Here is an 18,469-nt window from a genome sequence, read left to right as displayed (position 1 = left end):
GTTGCTTGCATAGGGAAGGCCGCCTCGATGGGTGCCTCCCAAGTGTCCGAGAAAGAGGTCATTAAGGCTTCCTCTCGGGCACTTTTTTGTTGTTAACGGTAGCTGGTTTACTGGACCTCTTCACTCTACCTTAATCTCAAAATAATACTCCGCACTCCCTTGGTCCAGAAACCATTCGCAGTGGATGCTGTACTCGTAGATGCCCTTAGCCTTCGGGACGTAGTACGAATCACCTTCGAACCCTTTGCTCATGTTGATCAACGTCAGCTCCTTGATCCGCTCCGGCGCTTCGATTTGGATTTGCGAGCCGCCTTTCGCTACGACTGGCTCCATCTGTGCGATTGAGGCATCTACGCTTTGGCAGCTTGCAGTATCCGCTCCTGCTGGTTTGCACCAAGTGTAGCCGCCAAGCTTCACCTTCATCGGAACCCCTTCCACGGAAACAGCCGGCATCGGTGGTTCGCCCTCTTTGATCCACTGAGCCTGCACCGTTTGTGCTTGCTTCTCAGTCTGTTCCTCTATGCCGTAGTTCCCCACAATATAGCCTCCATAAAACGCACAGCCGAGCATAATCAAAATAATGAATGCCATTAACCCTCTCTCACGCATCATCGTCCCCCCTTGCCACCAAAGACGGCGAAGGCGCGGGTAAGGTTGCAAGCCTCAAAGAGGTGACGGGTTGGCGACCTCTCGCTCATGCTGCAATATCCAATCAAGCTCCACATTTCACTTCAAACCGTGCACCTTCCACCCATTCGCCGCGTTCGAAGTCTCTTCCTCTCACGAGCACCCGGTCTGCGTACACCTCAACATAGAAGCCCTGGCTGCCGTCCTTATGCTCATCCTCATCAGTCCATAAGTAAGCAACCGATGCTGCGTTGAACATCGCCGGTAGCGCGCCGCCACCATCGAAATACGTATGCGGAGCATCAAGCTCCCAGTGTGTGTGTCCGGTAAACATGATGGCTTGCCGATGCTTCGCCAGCGCCGCTTTCAGCTCCTCGTCCTGTGTAACGCCGTACCAGTTCTGCGCCTCCAAGGAGCCCGCCACCGTATTTTTGAGCGGTTGATGCAGGAAGACGAATACCGGCTTATCCGGTGCAGCCGCTTCACCGAGCTTGGTGTCAAGCCAAGACAGCTGCTCATCCGACAGCGTACAGTACAGACCAATACCCTCTTCGGTCCCGAGAAATATAAAATGATACCCGTGAACCCAGTGATCATGGTACATGCCTGTCATCCCTGTCTGCGACATGAAGAGAGGAATGCACCGCTGCCAATCGTCGCAGATATCGTGGTTACCGCTGGTCACGAACAGTGGCGGCAGCCCTACCTGATTGCTCTGCCAAATCCGTCGAAACGTCTCATACTCCACCAACTCGCCGCTATCCGTCACATCGCCAGCATGCATAATACCGCTGCTCTCCGGCGCATTCGCCGCAATATCCTTTAGCGCACGGTCCAAATTCCGATTATGCTCATGCTCCATGTCTGCCACAATATGCGTATCCGTGATGACCTGGAACGACAGCAGCAGCTTATCATCTCTACTATTCACCCTACTTATCCCCCTCCGTTGCTTGTGACTTTGAGCCCGATCACTCCGACTAGAATGACACCGATCCACAGAACCGAAGAAATCGGAAGCCGTTCATCAAAAATAAAATAGCCCGCCAACGTAATCAGCACGATGCCGACACCCGACCATACGGCGTACACGACACTCACCTGCAAATAGCCGAGCGCATAGTTAATGAGCGTGAAGCTCGCAGCATAACAGACGAACATGAGCACCGACGGAACCAATTTCGTGAAGCTTTCGGACAGCTTCATGGAGATCGTCCCCGACAATTCAAGTGCAATCGCAATCGCTAGTAATATCCAGCCCATCTTCGCCTCACCTTTCATCCGCGTCATGAGCGAACCTCAGCTCATCATAGGTAATAATGATAGCGTCCGCATCAGGTAGCTTGGATGCAGCAGCAGCCCCACTCGTTGGAGCGATGCCGATCGCAACTGCCGCTCCGGCTAGATCAGCCATGCGCATGTCGCCATTCGTATCGCCAATGACCGCCGCCTCCGAGGGCTGAATATCCAGCTCGCGGCAAGCGAGCAAAGCCATATCCGGGAACGGCTTGCCCCGCTCCACGCGGTCCGTCCCAATGATAGCGTCGAAATAGGAGTCTAGTCCGAGCCACTTCAGATGCTTCACCGCGGGGGCTGTTTCATCTGCCGTCACGACGGCTAGCTTCAGCCCTTGCTCGCGGCACTGCGCCAGAAACTCGACTACGCCAGGCAACGCTTTGGATGCACGTGCGGCTTCAAGCTGCTGATCCGCATGCTGTCTGCATTGCTGCACGGCGATCTTCGCCTCCGCCCAAGACATACCTGCCAGATATCCCTGCCATGCCAGGATGGCAGCCAAATCCTCGATTGTGCCCATCGCGAGCGGGCCGTTCCGGTCATAATCGACAATAGCATCGCCATCTTGGCGCGTGCCCCAGAGCGTTGCAATGTCTGCGCTAATAGGCGGCAGTTCTCGTGCCTTCAGTTGATTCGCAAATTCGGCAAACATATGCTCGCTCCACTTGCCCCATGTATAAATGAAATCGATGAGCGTTCCGTCCTTATCGAACAGAATCGCCTTTATCGGATAGGTTACACCTGCTGCTGTTAAATTCGCCACACCATTTCCCTCCTCTTTTCACTAACTATAAGCGAAGGAACATCCAACATTCAATATTTTTTTAATACATTAGGTTTTAATTCGTTAAATCGTGATATTATATGTGAATTCAATATTTATTGAACGTTAGTCTCAAGGTGACTGCCATTCTTCTTATTGGTTTGGTATAATTCCATTTAATTGAACGGTTTCGTGAGGGGCGGTATAAGATGAAGAAAGCGACTTCGGGGAAAATGAAAGAGCCTAGCTCAAAGCGCGAGGAAATTCGGGCACAGGTCATTGATGCGATTGCCCAGACGATGGACTTATATGGGGTTAATTATTCATTCGGTCAATTATATGGCATCCTATTCTTCGAGGATCGGCCGATGACGCTCGATGAGATGCAAGGCAGCATGAATATGAGCAAGAGCAACATGAGCTATGCCGTCCGTTCATTGATGGATTCCAAGATGGTGTCCAAGCTAGGCGAGAAAGCCGATCGCAAAGACCTCTACACGGCGGAAACCGACTTCTTCAAAGCATTTCAGCTATTCTTCGCCTCGAAGCTGCAGCGGGAGATTGATGTGATGAAGACCGCGATTGAGCCAGTCATTGAGCCGTTGTCGGAGACGATTCTTGCACTTGAGACGAGCGAAGAGGAGCGGAAGCTGTGCTTACAGGACTTGCACAAACTCCGGCACGCCGTCCGCTATTACGAATGGCTGCAGCAGTTCGTGGACAAGCTGCAGGAAGGTCAGTTCTTTGATGGTAAGCAAATCGGGGACGATTAAGAGCACAACATCGTAGGATAACTGATCTCTGAGAGTCTGATTTCCGAACTCTCGGAGCTGAACTGCGGCTGTTTTGGGACTGAGAGTCGCGTTTCTCGACTCTCAGTGTTCCAAACCATCATTTTGGCGGGGCTTGGGGCTCTGAGAGTCGGATTTCCGAACTCTCGGAGCTGAACTGCGGCTGTTTACGGACTGAGAGTCGTCTTTCTCGACTCTCAGAGTTGCAAGCCATCATTTTGGCGGGGCTTGGGGCTCTGAGAGTCGGATCTACTCCCCCGCCGTTTTGCGCCCCTAATACGCCATTTTCCGCTCGAACGCTTGCAGGTCCATCTCACCTTTAATGAAGAGACGCTTCAGCAGATACGGATTCTGCTTCGATGTTGTCATGCCATCATCGAATGTGAATGCATACGTATAGCCGCTTTCAGCCACAATATCTACTGTCTCTGCACTGCGCAGTCCGTACGGATATGCAATGACATTCGCTGGCACCGGCAGATGCTTCTCGAGGTCTTGCTTGGAGCCGGCAATTTCTTCACGCTGTCCCTTCGCCTTATGCAGCGGCAAATAAGGATGCGTTCGCGTATGCGACATAATGTCCCACCCCGCACGGTACAGCTCCCCCGCTTCGCTCCAATTCATATAACTGCCCCCGCCAACCCAGCTAGTAACGAGGAACTCCGTCGCTGTAAACCCATATTTACTTAAAATCGGATAAGCATTCGTGAAGTTGTCGCGATAGCCGTCGTCGAACGTGATGAGCACCATCTTGCCGTTATTCTTCAGCTTGCCCTTCATGAGCTGGTCGAATTGCTCTAAGCTGATGCTTCGGTAGCCATGCTCGTGTAGCGAATTCATCTGAGCCTGGAACGTTTCCGTGCTGACGATATATTCACCCTTCTTCGCGTTCGTTATCGAATGGTAGCAGAGCACCGGAATTTGAACCTCATCGGCGGAGCTGATCGAGGCTACGGCTACCGCCTTCTTGAAGACGAGCAGCTGGTCGACTGTTATGGTAAGCGTTGCGAGCATAAACATGCCGATTGCAAGCGATAGATATAGTTTTGTTTTGCGCAAATGCACTCGGAAGCACCTCTTCGTTCATACTAAATATCATTAAACATAACCAAACCACACTACTTATAAAATAAACCATTCAAAATCATAGTGGTCTATGTTACGATACATTACATAACTACTAGATTGAATGGAGTGAAGATCATAATGAAATTGAAATTGAAACGTACCTCTTCCATGATGCTGCGAGCTGCATTGCCAGCGGCATTGCTCGCTCTCACGGTCGCACAACCGGCTTTTGCCGCACCGAAGAAAACAGAGCTGCTCGTATCCGCAGCAGCAAGCCTTAAAGATAGTCTTGCAGTTATTGAGAAAAGCTATGAAGCGAGCCATCCAACGATCGATCTCGTCTTCAATCTTGGCGCATCCGGCACCCTGCAGAAGCAAATCGAGCAAGGCGCTCCAGCCGACCTGTTCATCTCTGCGGGTCAGAAACAGATGGACGCGCTTGTAAAAGAGAAATTGATTAGCCGCAGCACGACTTTGCTGTATAATGAGCTTGTTATGGTTGTACCTACTAATTCCCATAAAGCATTCACGACAGTGAAACAGCTGACGGACAAAGATATCAAGAACATCGCGATCGGACAGCCAGAATCCGTACCAGCCGGTCAATACGCGAAGGATACACTAACGACGCGCAAAGTGTGGGATTCGCTGCAATCCAAGCTGATTTACGCGAAGGATGTTCGCCAAGTGCTTACGTATGTGGAAACAGGCAACGTAGATGCAGGCTTCGTCTATAAGACGGACGCGCTTACGTCGAAGAAAGTAAAGATTGCGCTGCGCATCATTCCAGGCGTGCATAAGCCAATCGTTTATCCTGCAGGTATCGTTGCTGAAACGAAGCATGCCAAGGAAGCTGCAGACTTCTACGCTTACTTGCAATCGAACGCTTCCGATGCGGTATTCGCGAAGTACGGCTTCAAACTGTCATAATCTATCTCTTAGGATGATCATTTATGGATTGGCCTACGTTCTTTGAACCGATAAAGCTATCGATTCAAATTTCGCTCATTGCGAGCATCGTCATGCTGCTGCTCTCCTCCATTATCGCATGGCGGATGGCGAAAGCCCGTTTCTTCGGCAAAAGCATACTTGATGCGCTGTTCATGCTCCCGCTCGTGCTGCCGCCGACGGTCATCGGCTTCCTGCTGCTCGTTGCGCTTGGGCGCAGAAGCTGGCCCGGGAAGCTGTATGAAGCGTTGTTTGGCGGACCGATTATTTTCACATGGGAATCTGCTGTTATTGCAGCGGTTGTGGTCGCCTTCCCGCTTGCTTATCGTACAATGAAAGCTGGCTTCGAGGGAATAGACCCCGCACTGGAAAATTCGGCAAGGGTGTACGGCGCCTCGGAATGGCAGGTATTCCGGTACATTACGTTCCCTCTCGCCTTCCGATCGGTCACAACCGGCTACATTCTCGGCTTTGCTCGTGGGCTCGGTGAATTCGGCGCTACGCTGATGATTGCGGGCAACATTCCCGGCCGGACGCAGACGATTCCGACAGCGATCTATGTCGCGATGGACGGCGGAAGCATGAAGCTCGCTTGGGCTTGGGCCGGCTCCATGGTGCTGCTGTCGTTTATTATGCTGCTTGCGGTGAATCGAATCACGAAAGAATAGCTAAAGATAATGGAGAATGCCCTTCGCGCCGCGGTAGTTGACCGCAGCTTGCGAAGGGCATTGTTGTGTTAATAGCAGGTTATGTGTCTAGCAGCACACGGCCTGTCTCGGACAGATCGTAGCCTTGAATCGTACGCAGTTCGTTCTTGAAGGCGTCCGACTGAATCGTATGCAGCACGGTCTCGATCCACTTCATATTGTCCGGGCGCTTCAGCATGACAAGATCGTATCGCTCCTCGATCAGCGGAATGAAGTCAATGCCGCCAACAATGTTCGCAGCCTTCTGGATGCCGATGCCGACATCAGCTATATTGGCGGCGATTTTGCCAGCAACGGCGAGATGACTGTGCTCGACATCGGCGTAGCCGAGCAGACTGCCGGCTGCGATTCGGTGCAATCGCAGCTGCTCATCGAGCAGTACGCGCGCGCCTGATCCTTGCTCGCGGTTCACGAGCTTCAGCCCTGGCTTGCTCAGATCGCTCCAGCCATGCAGCTGCTTCGGATTTCCCTGCCGTACATAGAAACCAGCGGAACGCGTCAGCAGATGGACGACGACGATCGGCAGACCGACCAATAGCCGCCGAATGTACGGCAGATTGTACGTATTCGTATCGCCATCAAGCAGATGCGTGCTGACAATGTCGGACTCGCCTTTATACATGGAGATCAGGCTGTCAATGCTACCGACGAACGAACGCAGCGGACGTATGCCTGGCAGCTGCTTCTCGATATGCTTGCTCAGAATGTCGAGGCTGACATCGTGGCCGGTAATGACGAGCGGCCTTTCGGGCGATGCTGCATGTGGAGGTTGGATAGTGGTTGCCGCAGTCGCCCGCTCCAGTTGCTGTTGCTGCTGAAACGGCGTTACGGCGATGCCTCTGGCGCGTTGCTTGTATGCTTCAATATCCGATGCATCGACACGGATCTGTTTGCCTACGCGGTATGAAGGCAGCTCGCCTTTCTTAATGAGATCGTATACGGTGAGCTTTGATATTTTTAGAAGCTTCGCTATTTCTTCGGTCGTATAAGACGTATCGCTAGACATGGACACCTCTCGCATTCTAAGTAAGTTGCTCGTTCCCTCCATTATAGCAGAGCCGATTTGTAGAAAGCACGAATCACCCATTCATTTTCCAAAATGATACGCCTCTGCACGCCTTGTCTCCTCTGACGCAAAGGTAGTATGATGGTACAGCACTTAAAGCATCTACAACTAGAAAGATAGGGCACATATGAAAATTAAAGATTGGGATTTAAACTTAAAAATCCGCCTCGGCGGTGAAGCGGCATTCAATGTCATCTTCTGGACCTTCTTTCCGTTCTTATCGATCTATTTCTCCGATCAATTCGGCAAAGGCTGGACGGGCACCTTGCTCGTCATATCGCAGCTGTTGAGCGTCTTCGCGAACCTGCTTGGCGGTTACTGTGCGGACAGATTCGGCCGTAAGCGTATGATGGTACTCGCCGCATTCGGACAAGCCCTCGGCTACGGTCTCTTCTCGCTCGCCGCGTCGCCACTCTTATCGATGCCGTCTATCGGTTTCATCGGCTTCACGATCGCAAGCTTCTTCGGCGCAATCTACTGGCCTGCCAGTCAAGCGATGGTCTCCGACGTCGTCGAAGAGAAACATCAAGCGAGCGTCTTCGCCATCTTCTATACTGCGGCCAATGTCGCCGTCGTTATCGGTCCGCTGATTGGCTCGCTCACCTATACGGAAAATCCGTACCCGGTTCTGGCAGCAGCAGCGGCAGTGTGCGCGATTCTCGCGTTCGTGATGAACGCACGGTTACACGAGTCACGTCCAGCTCGAGTGGCAGAACGCTCGCAGGCCAAGGAAGGCCAGCCGTGGTACAAGGTCATCGGTACACAGCTGCGCGATTATCGCGTCATCGCAACAGACCGCGTGTTCCTGTTGTTTACTATCGCAGGCATCCTGTTGTCGCAAACGTTCATGCAGCTTGATCTACTGTTCCCGGTCTTCCTGAAGGAAACGGTGAAGCTCTCAACGATATTCTCGTTTGGCGACTGGAATCTGCAGGTGACCGGACAGCAGCTCTTCGGCATCATCGTCTCGGAAAACGGACTGTTCGTCGCACTATTTACCGTCGTCATTACGAAGTGGATTACAAGCTTCCGCGACCGTTATGTCTTCATCGGCGGTGCTGTGCTCTATGCTGCCGGCATCTATATGTTCGGCTTGATGTCCTCGTTCTGGGGCTTCACGCTAGCAATCGCTGTCTTCACCATTGCCGAGCTCATGTCGGCGGGGCCGCAGCAGGCGTTTGTTTCGCGGCTAGCGCCTGAGCATATGCGCGGGCAATATTTTGCCGCAGCGAGTCTCCGCTATACGGTCGGACGCACCATTGCGCCGCTGACCATTCCGCTGACTAGCTGGATCGGCTTCCCGTGGACGTTCGGCTTGCTCGCACTGCTCGCGATCGCATCCGCGTTCATCTACAACGTCATGTTTAACCGCTTCGACCAGCATTCCGTGCCGATGAATGAAGCGGCGTAAGCGCAGAAAGAAAGCCCACACCTTCGATGGTTGTGGGCTTTTTTGCGCGCCTTCTAAATCACTAGCTATTCTCCAAGTGAAAGAGCTCCTCCAGTACGTACCAAAGCCGCTCTGTATCCCGGTCGCCGCCAGGGCACATCGTCCATTGGGCAATCGTCGTGGAAAATATCATTCATACACAGCTCATACGTGCCGGCCGCCCCAGCATCAAGAGCGGGCCATGCTTGCAGCAGCGTGCTCAACGCCTCACTCCAGATGCTGCAGATCCGATCCGCCAGCTCATCCGCCGCCTGCTCCAACGTCAATCATTTCAGTCCGCGATGGGTAATGAACCTTAACTCCATTTATATTTAATGCATCTTCCGGCTGTGCTGCTCTGCCATTCTTACTGCGGCTTTCAAGCAGACTCTTCGCCCTTACGAGAAGGACAGACGGGCTATACGGTTTCGTCACATTGTCATCAGCGACCAGCTCAAACCCAAGTTCATCGACGCGGACTGATGGGGACATCAGAGGACTTGCGGATACGGCGGCACACCGACCATCCGTGCAGCTCCGGCAGCATAATATCCAGCACGATTAGATCTACTTCTCTTGAAACAGAACCAGAGCAGCCTTCCCCTCCGCTGCCTCCAGTACCATATAGCCTTCAATCCTTACTTATCTCACGCAATACGGCCTCGTCTTCGACGATCAACATCGTTTTCATTCTAGATGCTCCGGTTTCGCTTTCGTTCTAGAATCAGTGTATCAAACCTGGCAGATGAATCAAAAAAGAATGGTAACATCCAGTGTACGACATACGCATGAAGAACAAGTCCAGCTGAGATGAAGATGAGATAAAGATTGTCTGCAAATCCAAATGACGAAAAAAGCTTCTCACAAGTTCGGCGAACTCGTGAGAAGCTTCTGATTCTAACAATGTAACCGCGCTACCGCCATGCAGCCTCACCCCTCAACATGAAACCGCCCATATCGCGCAGCTCGTTGCCATTCATCATATGCCCCCGGATTATTCGGCGTAATGTCGTATCCTGTGGGGCCTCCGACCAATCCGTATATAAACGCCAGTCGAAGATGCGCTCGAGACCTGCCTTGCCGCTGCTAGGAACGGGATACAGCATAAATGATCCGTCAAGAAAACGAACAATATTTGACGAAGGCGCAAGCAGATGTTTGAACTGCGAATCCAGCAGCCATGAGTTGCACACATAGGCACAGAAATTCTCTTCGGCGAAATAGCGTGAGAAGAATTGCTCCGCATCCCGGACTGAATCGTTGCATGCCGCCGGATCGAGCTTACCGTCTGCAGCAATATGAATATCAAGCACCGCATCCCCATCGCGCAGCACCATTTCCCAATCGGTCGATTGCGAAATGGTCAGCTGTTCCTGATGCGCGTACCCTTCCGGTGATATAAGGTGTCCCTGAATCAGAGAATCGTTAATGACTAGCTCTGATAGCCAGACACCCTCGGCATCATACCTGCCGCTCGTACCGTCAAGCAAGCCGTCGCTTCGGAAGCGAAGTCCCGCTTCAGCAAGTACAATCGTCTCGCGTGTTTCCTTGTGACGCAGCACAACCATATGACCGTTCCAGCGGCTTCGGCAAAACTGAAGGCGCCCGAGTCGGAACAAGTGAAAGTTCAAATGATTATGCAGCCACAATATGTCTGTCCCCCAGGTGCCATGCTTGCGGTAATACTCCTCCATCCAAAGCTTGAGATCGCTGAGCGTATCGATCAGCACCTTCTCCGGAATATCCCTTAGCTTATACAACTCCTTAAGCTGCCGCACGCCGCTTATCAGCACGAGCGGAATGATCAGTGCAGTCATCTCTCCGAGCCGTGACACCCAGTCTGATGGATCGGTACTGCCCCGACTCTCTACGGTTCCGGCAGCCGGAAATAATATCTCTCGCCCTTCATTAGCCAGATTCCGCCATTTCGGATCTGCCTCAACTTTGGCTGCAGCAGCCTGAAGAGTCAGCAGTGCATCCGCCGGAAGCCTCAGCCAATTATTCGCATAAAGCAGCTCACTTTCTTGCAAAAAGCATACCGTGTCCGACATTCCCTTGGACTCCTTCGCTATTATTCCTCGTACTTATCCTCATGGATCGCATCCAGCTCGTACGCGCTCACCGGCGCAGGCTCCCGATTAATCCACTTGCCCTTCGTAAAGTCCGGAATCGCCACGGGCATGCTGCCTAGTGCGACCGATTCCTCAGACAACGCCGTAATCGACATCCAGACGGCTGTATCGTATACGTCGATAGGTGTCTGGGTTCCATTGCGTACACTTTCAATGAAGGCTCGCAGCACGAGGTAATCCATCCCGCCATGACCGCCGCGCACACCTTGCGCCAAGTATTGCTTCCACAGCGGGTGCTCGTACGCTTCGCGATAGCTATCGAATGACTCCCACTTGTGATTCTCGCTGCGCCCTTCAATGTGTATAGAATTGTTGTCCTCCATCCAAAGCCCCTTCGTCCCTTGCACACGGCCCGCTCTCGAGTAAGGCCGTGGAAGTGTCGTATCATGAATGATTTGGATGGTCTCGCCGCCAGCACATTTGATCATTGTCGTTACAATATCACCTTGAGCAAACTCAAGCTTCGCCTTGGTATCATTCTCACCAAATTGATTCGTAGCCCATTGCTTGATGCCGCGCGCTTTGGAGGACATGGATGTAAGCATGAGGAGACGGTTACCGCGGTTAATGTTAAATGTTTTGGAAATAGGTCCGAGCCCGTGAATGGGGTACAATTCTCCATTTCGATGCAGGTAATTATGGAAGCGGCCATGCTTATTCTCTATGCCCATAGCCACCTCTTCGCGGAGGTCATGCTCGTAACCACATTGCCCATGAATGAGCTCGCCCAGTAATCCTTGCTTCACTATATTCATAACTGCGAGCTCATCACGGCCGTAGCAACAATTCTCAAGGAGCATACAAGGCATACCGGTTTCCTCGGAAGTGCGAACCAGCTCCCAGCACTCCTGGGTCGAAGCGGCGCCTCCCACTTCAATCCCGGCATATTTACCAGCCCTCATCGCCGCGATGGCAATCTCTGCGTGTGTTACCCATGTGGTTGCAATGATGACCCCTTCAATATCCTCTCGCGCCAATAGCATCTTATAATCGGAGTAAGCCTCTGCCAGCGTACGTCCCGATTCCCGAATACACTTAAGCGCACCTTCAACACGCTCCTCATATAAATCGCAGACGGCGACAACGCTCACATCTTCCATGTCGAGCAACGATTGCATTAGTCCTGTACCTCGTCCGCCCAAACCGATAACGGCCAAATTAACGCTTTTTCGATCCATTCCCATGAATGCCATCCTCCACTCTTTAGTAACCTCTCGTTTAAGTTCTACATACGCACTCTTTCAGTCTTCTCTGTTTAAAGAGAGAGGGGTGAACTCCAGCACCCGCGCCGAACGGGGAGCCAGTTCCTCCAGCGTAAATTGCTGCAGATGCTCCCCATAATCTTCACCGTTCCAATAATCCACGATTCGCCCCGGCTCATCCAGCTGCACGCTCAGCGAAATCGGATCATTCTCCCAATTAAAGAGACAAATGAGTTGTCGGTCTGTCTCCTTGATGATGCCGATGCGAAACCGGTCATCCTCAAACCTTGCCGCAGCATGATTGGCAGCCACTGCTTTACGCAGAATAGCGGCATTGTCCGCGGACATGCTTGTCAAATCGTCACCGGACAGCACCATACCCCCGGATGCGACGATATACGCCATATGGAATTGAAATTCCTGCTCCGTTACCGGCTCGATGCCTGTCGCGACTGCCTGCTCTGCATCAGCTTCCGGGAAACGGTTCTCAAGAACTATACAATCCGGATCATTAATCCATAGCCGTTGATGCTGCCAATTGCGGCAGAAACATTCCGCAGCGAGACTCGCAAACGTCGGCCAGTTCCGATCGATATCGCCGGTGACCCGCATGCCGTGAACGGTGCCAAGCGAAGGCCACATCGGAGCGTTACAGCCAAGCAGGAAGCTGTCACTACCCGCACCTTCGAACACCGCCTGCATGCCTAGCCGGTACGCCTCTGTCTTCGTCGCCTGCCTGTTATACCGAAGACCTCCGGGAAGCGCGCCCCATATGTTGGCATCGAGCTTGAAGTAGCGGCAGCCCCACTCCTCGCGCATCGTCTTAAACACATGGCGCAAGTAGCCTCGGGCTTCAGGATGGGTTCCATCCAGCATATACCAGGGGCCATTGCGCCAACCGCCGAACGAGATCGTATCAGATGCCAGCGGACCTCCATCTTGAGCGTCCTGGACAAACCAATCGGGATGATCGCGTAATAATGAGGAGTTACGCTCCGCAATAAACGGCGCCACCCATATTGCCGGCTCTGAGCCGGACGCTCGTATTTGCCGGCATAATCCTTGCATATTACCGAAAGAGCGGCCCGGCGTTAACCAATCACCCATATACGCCTGATAGCCGTCATCAATCTGGATATATTGTAATTTCGGCACTGTCTGACCGATGACGTTTAGATTCCGGTAGATATCTTCCTCCGTTACTTGGGGTCCGAACCAATACCAAGAGCACCAACCATTCGGTACGGATGCAACGAGAAGCGGAGGATGATTGGCTGCAATTAGGCCGGCATAATATTCCAGAAGTTCCTCTCGTTGTCCACCAGGCAGAATGACGAGCTGCTCTAGTTCCCAGGATTCGCCTGGTTCGATGACGAGTCCTTCACCGTTCAGCACGATTTCGAAGTGACCATCAGCCAGTCGTATTTCTCCAGTAAAACGCTTACAAGAAGAGAAGCCGATGAGCGTGCAATCATCTGAATTCGGCGACAACAGGACCATATTATACACGGTAAAATAACCTTCAGCCGTCTGCAACCGGTAATGAAGGTGATCGTCGTAGCCTCCGATGAGCTCCGGATTACCAATCGTCCCGCCATATTGCGACAGCATGCTATAGCCCTCTCCATAAAATTTCGCAGCTTCAGTGTAGTGCCATGCTCCTTTGAACAACACCATTTCATTCACCGCTTGCGGCCGTTTGCCTGCATTGATAAGTCTTGAAGAGGCTTTAACGCCTTCCCATTCGACGATAATGCGCAGCGTGTCATCCGGATCAATAGTTCCATCCTGAGCCCGCACAAAGCTAGTTGCCTTCCGGATAAATTCCGGTATTTGGATCATGCTTACATCGCTCCCCTCTGTTCCATAGTACCACTGCAACTACCCCTATAAAGTACAAGAGCCGTCAATCCATTGGTTTGTTTGTATCTCTACAAAACAAGCCAAAGGTAACGACTCCATAAGTTTAGTTATACACTAGGACTAACCAACTGTCTTTCGAGCTTGTTCTCATTTCTATGGAACATTAAATTATGTCCATTGTCCGTCGTATCGAAAATATGGAAATTGTTGTTCGATATTTTTACATAAACATGATCACCTGAAGCTATTTTCGATTCGTTCCCGGTTAGAAAACGCAGCATTTTATCAAGTTTCTGCTGAGGATCGATCGCTTTCACCAACTTGACGCTGCCAAGATTCTCAACGAAGTCAACTTTCAAAGGAATGGCTTCTTCATCCGTCGAATCCGTCAATAAGATATCGTGAGGTCTGATACCCAGCATCACATTCTTACCGAGGTGTTTGGCCTCCAGACGGTACACTTCAGGAATACGGTAGCTGAAACCCTTTGTCGTGATCATTTGCCTTCCACCCTGCTCCTCGATTTTCCCCTCAATTAGATTCATTGGAGGGTTTCCTAGAAAGCTGGCTACAAATAGATTAACGGGATGATTAAATAGCTCGTCAGGCGGAGCGTACTGCTGGATCTTGCCGTCATTCAGAATAGCGACGCGATCGGAAATCGCGAGTGCCTCCTCTTGGTCATGCGTCACGATAATCGTAGTGACCCCGAGTTCACGCTGCAGCTTACGGATTTCATCGCGCACATCCAGCTTCAGACGTGCGTCCAAATTAGACATCGGCTCGTCAAGGAGCAGAATCTCGGGACCTTTAGCCAAGGCACGCGCCATGGCGACCCGTTGCTGCTGACCTCCGGACAACTGCGACGGCTTACGATCAAGGAGATGATCGATCTGCACAATACGGCTGATTTCATTTGCACGCTCGTACGCTTTCGCTTTCGGCATTTTTCGCTCCCGCAGCGGGAAGGCAACATTGTCGCGAACGGTCATATGCGGATATAGCGCATAGGATTGAAAGACCATCCCGATGTTTCTGTCCTTCGGCTCAACATGATTGACGAGCCGGTCGCCGAAATAAATTTCGCCGGAGGTCGGCTTCAGAAGTCCTGCGAGCATCATGAGCGTCGTCGTCTTACCGCAGCCGGAAGGACCTAACAGCGCGACAAATTCACCTTTGCGGATTTCCAAATCAAGACCGTCTACGGCTCGTCCGCTTTCTTTTTTGTTATCGTAGGATTTGACGATATTTTTCAGAGTAATCATGACTGCTTTGCTCCTCCTAAGTTAACCTTCATGAAAACTTTCTGGGTAAATATATAGAACAGAATAATTGGCAGCGTGTAGAACAAGCCGATTGCAGTAATTAAGCCGTAGTTAACGATTTGCTGTTCTTTCAAGACGAGTTTAGCTAGATACCCGGCTAGCGTTAGCATATCATCATTAAAAATAAGGAGCTTGAACAGGAACCACTCCCCATATGCGCCAAGGAAGGCAAACACCGATATGGCCCCAATTCCGGAAGATACGTAAGGAACGAGTACTTTGCGGAACGCACCGAACCGAGTAGATCCGTCTACCATTGCCGCCCATTCAATATCCCATGGCACGTCATCAAAAAATCCTTTCATAATATAAATCAAACCCGGAAGCGAGCCCGTCGTCGCCACCAACATAACGCCAAGGTATGTGTTGACAAGCCCCAATTTCACAAGGATAAAGAATGTAGCAATAATCAGCGTGATTCCAGGAAATGAACGCATTAGAAACAGGAATTTCAAAGATGCGCGTTTGCCTTTAAAGTCGAGCCTTGAGAACGCATATGCCGTCGGCACTGCAATCCCTGTTTCGATGACGACAATTAACAAGGAATAAACGATCGTATTCCGGATGATCGGCCAAATGACCGGCAGCTTTACACCTGCATATTCAACCGGCTTCATAACAAAGGAAAAATTAGCCAGGGAGAACTCCCCTGTTGTGAAGTTCATTGTCGCCGCGAGAAAGTACCATACAATCATGGTGACAATTGGAATTGTAAAGAGCGTCATATAGGTATGCACGAGCATTTTCTTAAGTGAGCTGGTGGACATAAGTAATCACCTTTAGTCTGCTGAATTTAGTCTTCAATGCGAGAAGGCTTGATCATCTGATCGAAGTCGAACAGACGAATCAGGGCCATCGTCAGTACAAAGGAAATGAACACTACAATCAGTGACACTGCTGCGCCGTAACCGTAATACTTCAGTTGGAACGCTTGTTGGAAGGCATATAACGATAATGTCGTCGTATCTCTCATCGGCCCTCCATCCGTAAGCAGCAAAATGAAGAAATACGAAGAAACGAAGCCGATCAGATCCGAAATCGTAATATACATCAGCGGCCATTTAAGTGTCGGCAAAATGATCTTAGTAATGACTGACTTTTCACTTGCACCATCGACGCGCGCCGCCTTGTATAAGTCCTCGGGAATCGAATTAATGGCCGCGGACAACAGAATCATGCCACCCGAAACCGATGAAACGATCGTCGCCAATATGACAATTGCCATAGCACCTTTCGTAAAAAACGACACCGGTTCCGAAATCATCCCCATACTATGGAGAAATCGGTTGATCAGTCCATCTTCTGTAGGATCGAACAAATACTTCCAAAAGGTAACATACACGACTGAGGGCATAATACTGGGAATAAGCCACAGCACCCTGTATACGACCGCTGATATTTTGCCTTTAAGAAAATATTGAGTTGCAACTGCGATAATCAGAGCAAAGACCAACGAAATCGATAAAGACAGTACTGCAAAAACGGCCGTATTGCCCAAAACCATAGGAAGATTGTAATCCGTAAAAATTCTGCGAAAATTCGTTATCCCCACGAAATGCGGCTTCATTGAAGCGTTTAAATCCGTGAAGGCCATCCCAATCGTAATGATAGCAGGTACAATAAAAAACACGAACACCAGTAAGGAAAAGGGCAAAATAAATAAATAGGGATAGATGACTTTTCTGAAAGGTTTCTTGTAGGTAGTTGCAACCATGAGCTAGGCAAACCTCCGACCGTATACGAATTTCGTAATTGAGAAAAGCGTTCTAATTAGGGTTAGAGCGCCTCTCTCTGATTAAAATGACTACTCAATCTTCACACGATCACTAGGTACGTTTTGTTTTACATCCTTTGTAAAGATGTCGAGCGCTTGAGCAGCATCCTTACCTTTGGTCAGAATCGAGTCAACGCCTAACGTATAGGCTTTAATAAAAGTCGCATAATCAGGGAGCGCTGGGCGTGTTTTTGTGAATTCAACCATATACGCATGATCTTTATAGAAGGGCATTTCTTTGAAACGCGGGTCTTCTTGAGCTTCAGGCGTAACCGGCAGCTTGCCGCTCTTAAGTGTGTGGTTAACTTGAAGATCCGGATCCAGCACATGCTCGATTAGACGCTGTACATAAGGCATTTTATCGTCCTCAACCTTTGAGCCCACGAAAATCATGGCAGGGTTACTGTACGAAACAGGACTACCGCCTTTCTCTGCAGATGGAACCGGAATCCAAACGACGTTTTCACTAAACCATTGGTTATAGCCTTGAACATCATTTTGCATGCCGTTTGCTTCACGCATCATCCCGTAGAACTCTGTACGGGCAAATTGAGCGAAAACTTCGCCTTTTACGAACATAGGAGCCGTTTTTTCTGTATCCAGATCACCGATATTCTCTGCAATAACGCCGCGATCCTTGGCATCCGCCCAGAAGGAGTATACGTTCTTTGCGTCTGGTGTCAGCTCAAGCATATTGTTGCTCGCATCATAGTTATTGAAGCCAAATGCATAGTTGAAGCCTTCGAATCGCTTATCTTCTACCGCGAAGCCCATTTTTACAAGCTTTTTGCTTTTTGCTTGTTCCGCTAGGCCAACCAAGTCCTCAAACGTGAAATCACCTTTATCTACGTTCGCCTTCAAACCGTCGATTTGCTCTGGCGACCAGCCCAAACCTTGTAGTGCCTTGCGGCTTATAAACACGGGAGAAGCATCCATATCTTGAATTGCGCCGTAATAATGTCCGTCGTATTTCATAATGTCTACGTAAGATTCAGGCACACTTTTGAAAACCTCGGAATCGCCAACCCAATCGATATCACGTATGATTCCTGCATCGCGTTCCCAACCAATGTCTACGCTGGAGTTAATAAAGATGTCCGCTGTTTTGCCTGCTTGAGCTTGCAGCACCAGCTCTTCGTCGTCGATGCCTGGCCACCAATCAATTTTAATTGCTGCATTCTCAGACTCGAGTTCTTTGTTTAAGCGCTTTTCGGCTTCAATAAAGTTATCTTTGCGTGCTCCCCACGTGTTCTCCCGCACCGAGATCGTAATTACCTTTTTCTCAGCGCTGTTCGTAGCTTTCGCGTTATTCGCGTTGTTGGAGCTACTCGCAGTTTCCGCGTTATTCGAGGATGAGTCACCACAACCCGCAATAATTCCAGTACCTAATACCATTGCCATTGCAATGCCAGCAAACTTTTTCATCGTTATTCCTCCCAATATATCTTTGAAATGTATTCAAATCATTGAAGTCATTC

At 50.5% G+C, this 18,469-nt stretch carries 18 protein-coding genes and 1 pseudogene; 4 read left to right on the top strand and 15 right to left on the bottom strand.

Annotated elements, in window-relative coordinates; translation table 11 throughout:
- Positions 1-120: 120 nt before the first annotated feature.
- From BMY11_RS18370 to BMY11_RS18355, 4 genes are all read right to left on the bottom strand, one after another.
- Positions 121-612: a hypothetical protein gene (locus BMY11_RS18370; RefSeq protein WP_143069303.1), complete on the bottom strand. Its 492-nt coding sequence runs from the start codon at positions 610-612 to the stop codon at positions 121-123.
- A 100-nt stretch (positions 613-712) separates the two neighbouring features.
- Complete coding sequence (locus BMY11_RS18365; RefSeq protein WP_371262886.1) at positions 713-1,567, bottom strand: metallophosphoesterase family protein; 855 nt, start codon at positions 1,565-1,567, stop codon at positions 713-715.
- Positions 1,564-1,908 carry a DMT family transporter gene (locus BMY11_RS18360; RefSeq protein WP_090579921.1) on the bottom strand — a complete coding sequence of 115 codons (345 nt, stop codon included), beginning with the start codon at positions 1,906-1,908 and terminating at the stop codon, positions 1,564-1,566. The genes BMY11_RS18365 and BMY11_RS18360 overlap by 4 nt, the downstream gene beginning before the upstream one ends.
- A complete protein-coding gene (locus BMY11_RS18355; protein WP_090579324.1) occupies positions 1,898-2,686 on the bottom strand; it encodes an HAD family hydrolase in 789 nt (262 codons plus the stop codon). Before BMY11_RS18355 ends, BMY11_RS18360 begins: the two co-directional genes overlap by 11 nt.
- A 209-nt stretch (positions 2,687-2,895) precedes the next feature.
- On the opposite strand from BMY11_RS18355, the gene BMY11_RS18350 reads away from it, so the two are divergent.
- Positions 2,896-3,459, top strand: a complete 564-nt coding sequence (locus tag BMY11_RS18350; protein ID WP_090579321.1) for a GbsR/MarR family transcriptional regulator — start codon at positions 2,896-2,898, stop codon at positions 3,457-3,459.
- A 291-nt stretch (positions 3,460-3,750) separates the two neighbouring features.
- Here the strand turns inward: BMY11_RS18350 and BMY11_RS18345 are convergent, their stop codons facing one another.
- Positions 3,751-4,536, bottom strand: a complete 786-nt coding sequence (locus BMY11_RS18345) for a polysaccharide deacetylase family protein (protein WP_143069302.1) — start codon at positions 4,534-4,536, stop codon at positions 3,751-3,753.
- A gap of 144 nt (positions 4,537-4,680) precedes the next feature.
- Here BMY11_RS18345 and modA point away from each other — a divergent pair, with 144 nt between their 5' ends.
- Together modA and modB are read left to right on the top strand one after the other, a co-directional pair.
- The gene (gene modA, locus BMY11_RS18340; protein ID WP_371262885.1) at positions 4,681-5,475 is read left to right on the top strand and encodes a molybdate ABC transporter substrate-binding protein; all 795 of its coding nucleotides are present in this window, start codon (positions 4,681-4,683) and stop codon (positions 5,473-5,475) included.
- A 23-nt stretch (positions 5,476-5,498) separates the two neighbouring features.
- Positions 5,499-6,161, top strand: coding sequence for a molybdate ABC transporter permease subunit (gene modB / locus BMY11_RS18335; protein ID WP_090579310.1), 663 nt, complete (start codon positions 5,499-5,501; stop codon positions 6,159-6,161).
- A gap of 79 nt (positions 6,162-6,240) precedes the next feature.
- On the opposite strand, the gene BMY11_RS18330 is transcribed toward modB, so the two are convergent.
- Positions 6,241-7,206, bottom strand: a complete 966-nt coding sequence (locus BMY11_RS18330; RefSeq protein ID WP_090579308.1) for a helix-turn-helix transcriptional regulator — start codon at positions 7,204-7,206, stop codon at positions 6,241-6,243.
- Positions 7,207-7,393: 187 nt separating this feature from the next.
- On the opposite strand from BMY11_RS18330, the gene BMY11_RS18325 reads away from it, so the two are divergent.
- Positions 7,394-8,677, top strand: a complete 1,284-nt coding sequence (locus tag BMY11_RS18325; RefSeq protein ID WP_090579305.1) for an MDR family MFS transporter — start codon at positions 7,394-7,396, stop codon at positions 8,675-8,677.
- Positions 8,678-8,742: 65 nt separating this feature from the next.
- Here the strand turns inward: BMY11_RS18325 and BMY11_RS28545 are convergent, their stop codons facing one another.
- The 9 genes and pseudogenes from BMY11_RS28545 to BMY11_RS18285 all read right to left on the bottom strand — a co-directional run bounded on the left by BMY11_RS28545 (position 8,743) and on the right by BMY11_RS18285 (position 18,416).
- Positions 8,743-8,982, bottom strand: coding sequence for a hypothetical protein (locus tag BMY11_RS28545; RefSeq protein WP_143069301.1), 240 nt, complete (start codon positions 8,980-8,982; stop codon positions 8,743-8,745).
- Positions 8,978-9,386 (bottom strand): annotated as a pseudogene (locus tag BMY11_RS29365) (response regulator transcription factor); the annotation flags it as partial. The gene BMY11_RS28545 and the pseudogene BMY11_RS29365, both read right to left, overlap by 5 nt.
- A gap of 223 nt (positions 9,387-9,609) precedes the next feature.
- A complete protein-coding gene (locus BMY11_RS18315) occupies positions 9,610-10,746 on the bottom strand; it encodes an acyltransferase domain-containing protein (protein WP_090579303.1) in 1,137 nt (378 codons plus the stop codon).
- Positions 10,747-10,766: 20 nt separating this feature from the next.
- Positions 10,767-12,011 carry a Gfo/Idh/MocA family protein gene (locus BMY11_RS18310; RefSeq protein ID WP_256217629.1) on the bottom strand — a complete coding sequence of 415 codons (1,245 nt, stop codon included), beginning with the start codon at positions 12,009-12,011 and terminating at the stop codon, positions 10,767-10,769.
- A 57-nt stretch (positions 12,012-12,068) separates the two neighbouring features.
- Positions 12,069-13,871: a glycoside hydrolase family 36 protein gene (locus BMY11_RS18305; protein ID WP_090579300.1), complete on the bottom strand. Its 1,803-nt coding sequence runs from the start codon at positions 13,869-13,871 to the stop codon at positions 12,069-12,071.
- A gap of 128 nt (positions 13,872-13,999) precedes the next feature.
- Positions 14,000-15,157, bottom strand: a complete 1,158-nt coding sequence (locus BMY11_RS18300; RefSeq protein ID WP_090579298.1) for an ABC transporter ATP-binding protein — start codon at positions 15,155-15,157, stop codon at positions 14,000-14,002.
- A complete protein-coding gene (locus BMY11_RS18295; RefSeq protein ID WP_090579295.1) occupies positions 15,154-15,984 on the bottom strand; it encodes a carbohydrate ABC transporter permease in 831 nt (276 codons plus the stop codon). The genes BMY11_RS18300 and BMY11_RS18295 overlap by 4 nt, the downstream gene beginning before the upstream one ends.
- A gap of 26 nt (positions 15,985-16,010) precedes the next feature.
- The gene (locus tag BMY11_RS18290; protein WP_256217652.1) at positions 16,011-16,721 is read right to left on the bottom strand and encodes a carbohydrate ABC transporter permease; all 711 of its coding nucleotides are present in this window, start codon (positions 16,719-16,721) and stop codon (positions 16,011-16,013) included.
- A gap of 300 nt (positions 16,722-17,021) precedes the next feature.
- The gene (locus BMY11_RS18285; protein ID WP_090579290.1) at positions 17,022-18,416 is read right to left on the bottom strand and encodes an ABC transporter substrate-binding protein; all 1,395 of its coding nucleotides are present in this window, start codon (positions 18,414-18,416) and stop codon (positions 17,022-17,024) included.
- Between the last annotated feature and the right edge of the window lie 53 nt (positions 18,417-18,469).

It is taken from the genome of Paenibacillus sp. OV219, from assembly GCF_900110075.1.
Lineage (GTDB): Bacteria > Bacillota > Bacilli > Paenibacillales > Paenibacillaceae > Paenibacillus_Z.
Note: the sequence above shows the minus strand (reverse complement) of the source record. Positions and strands in the feature narration are given on the sequence as shown.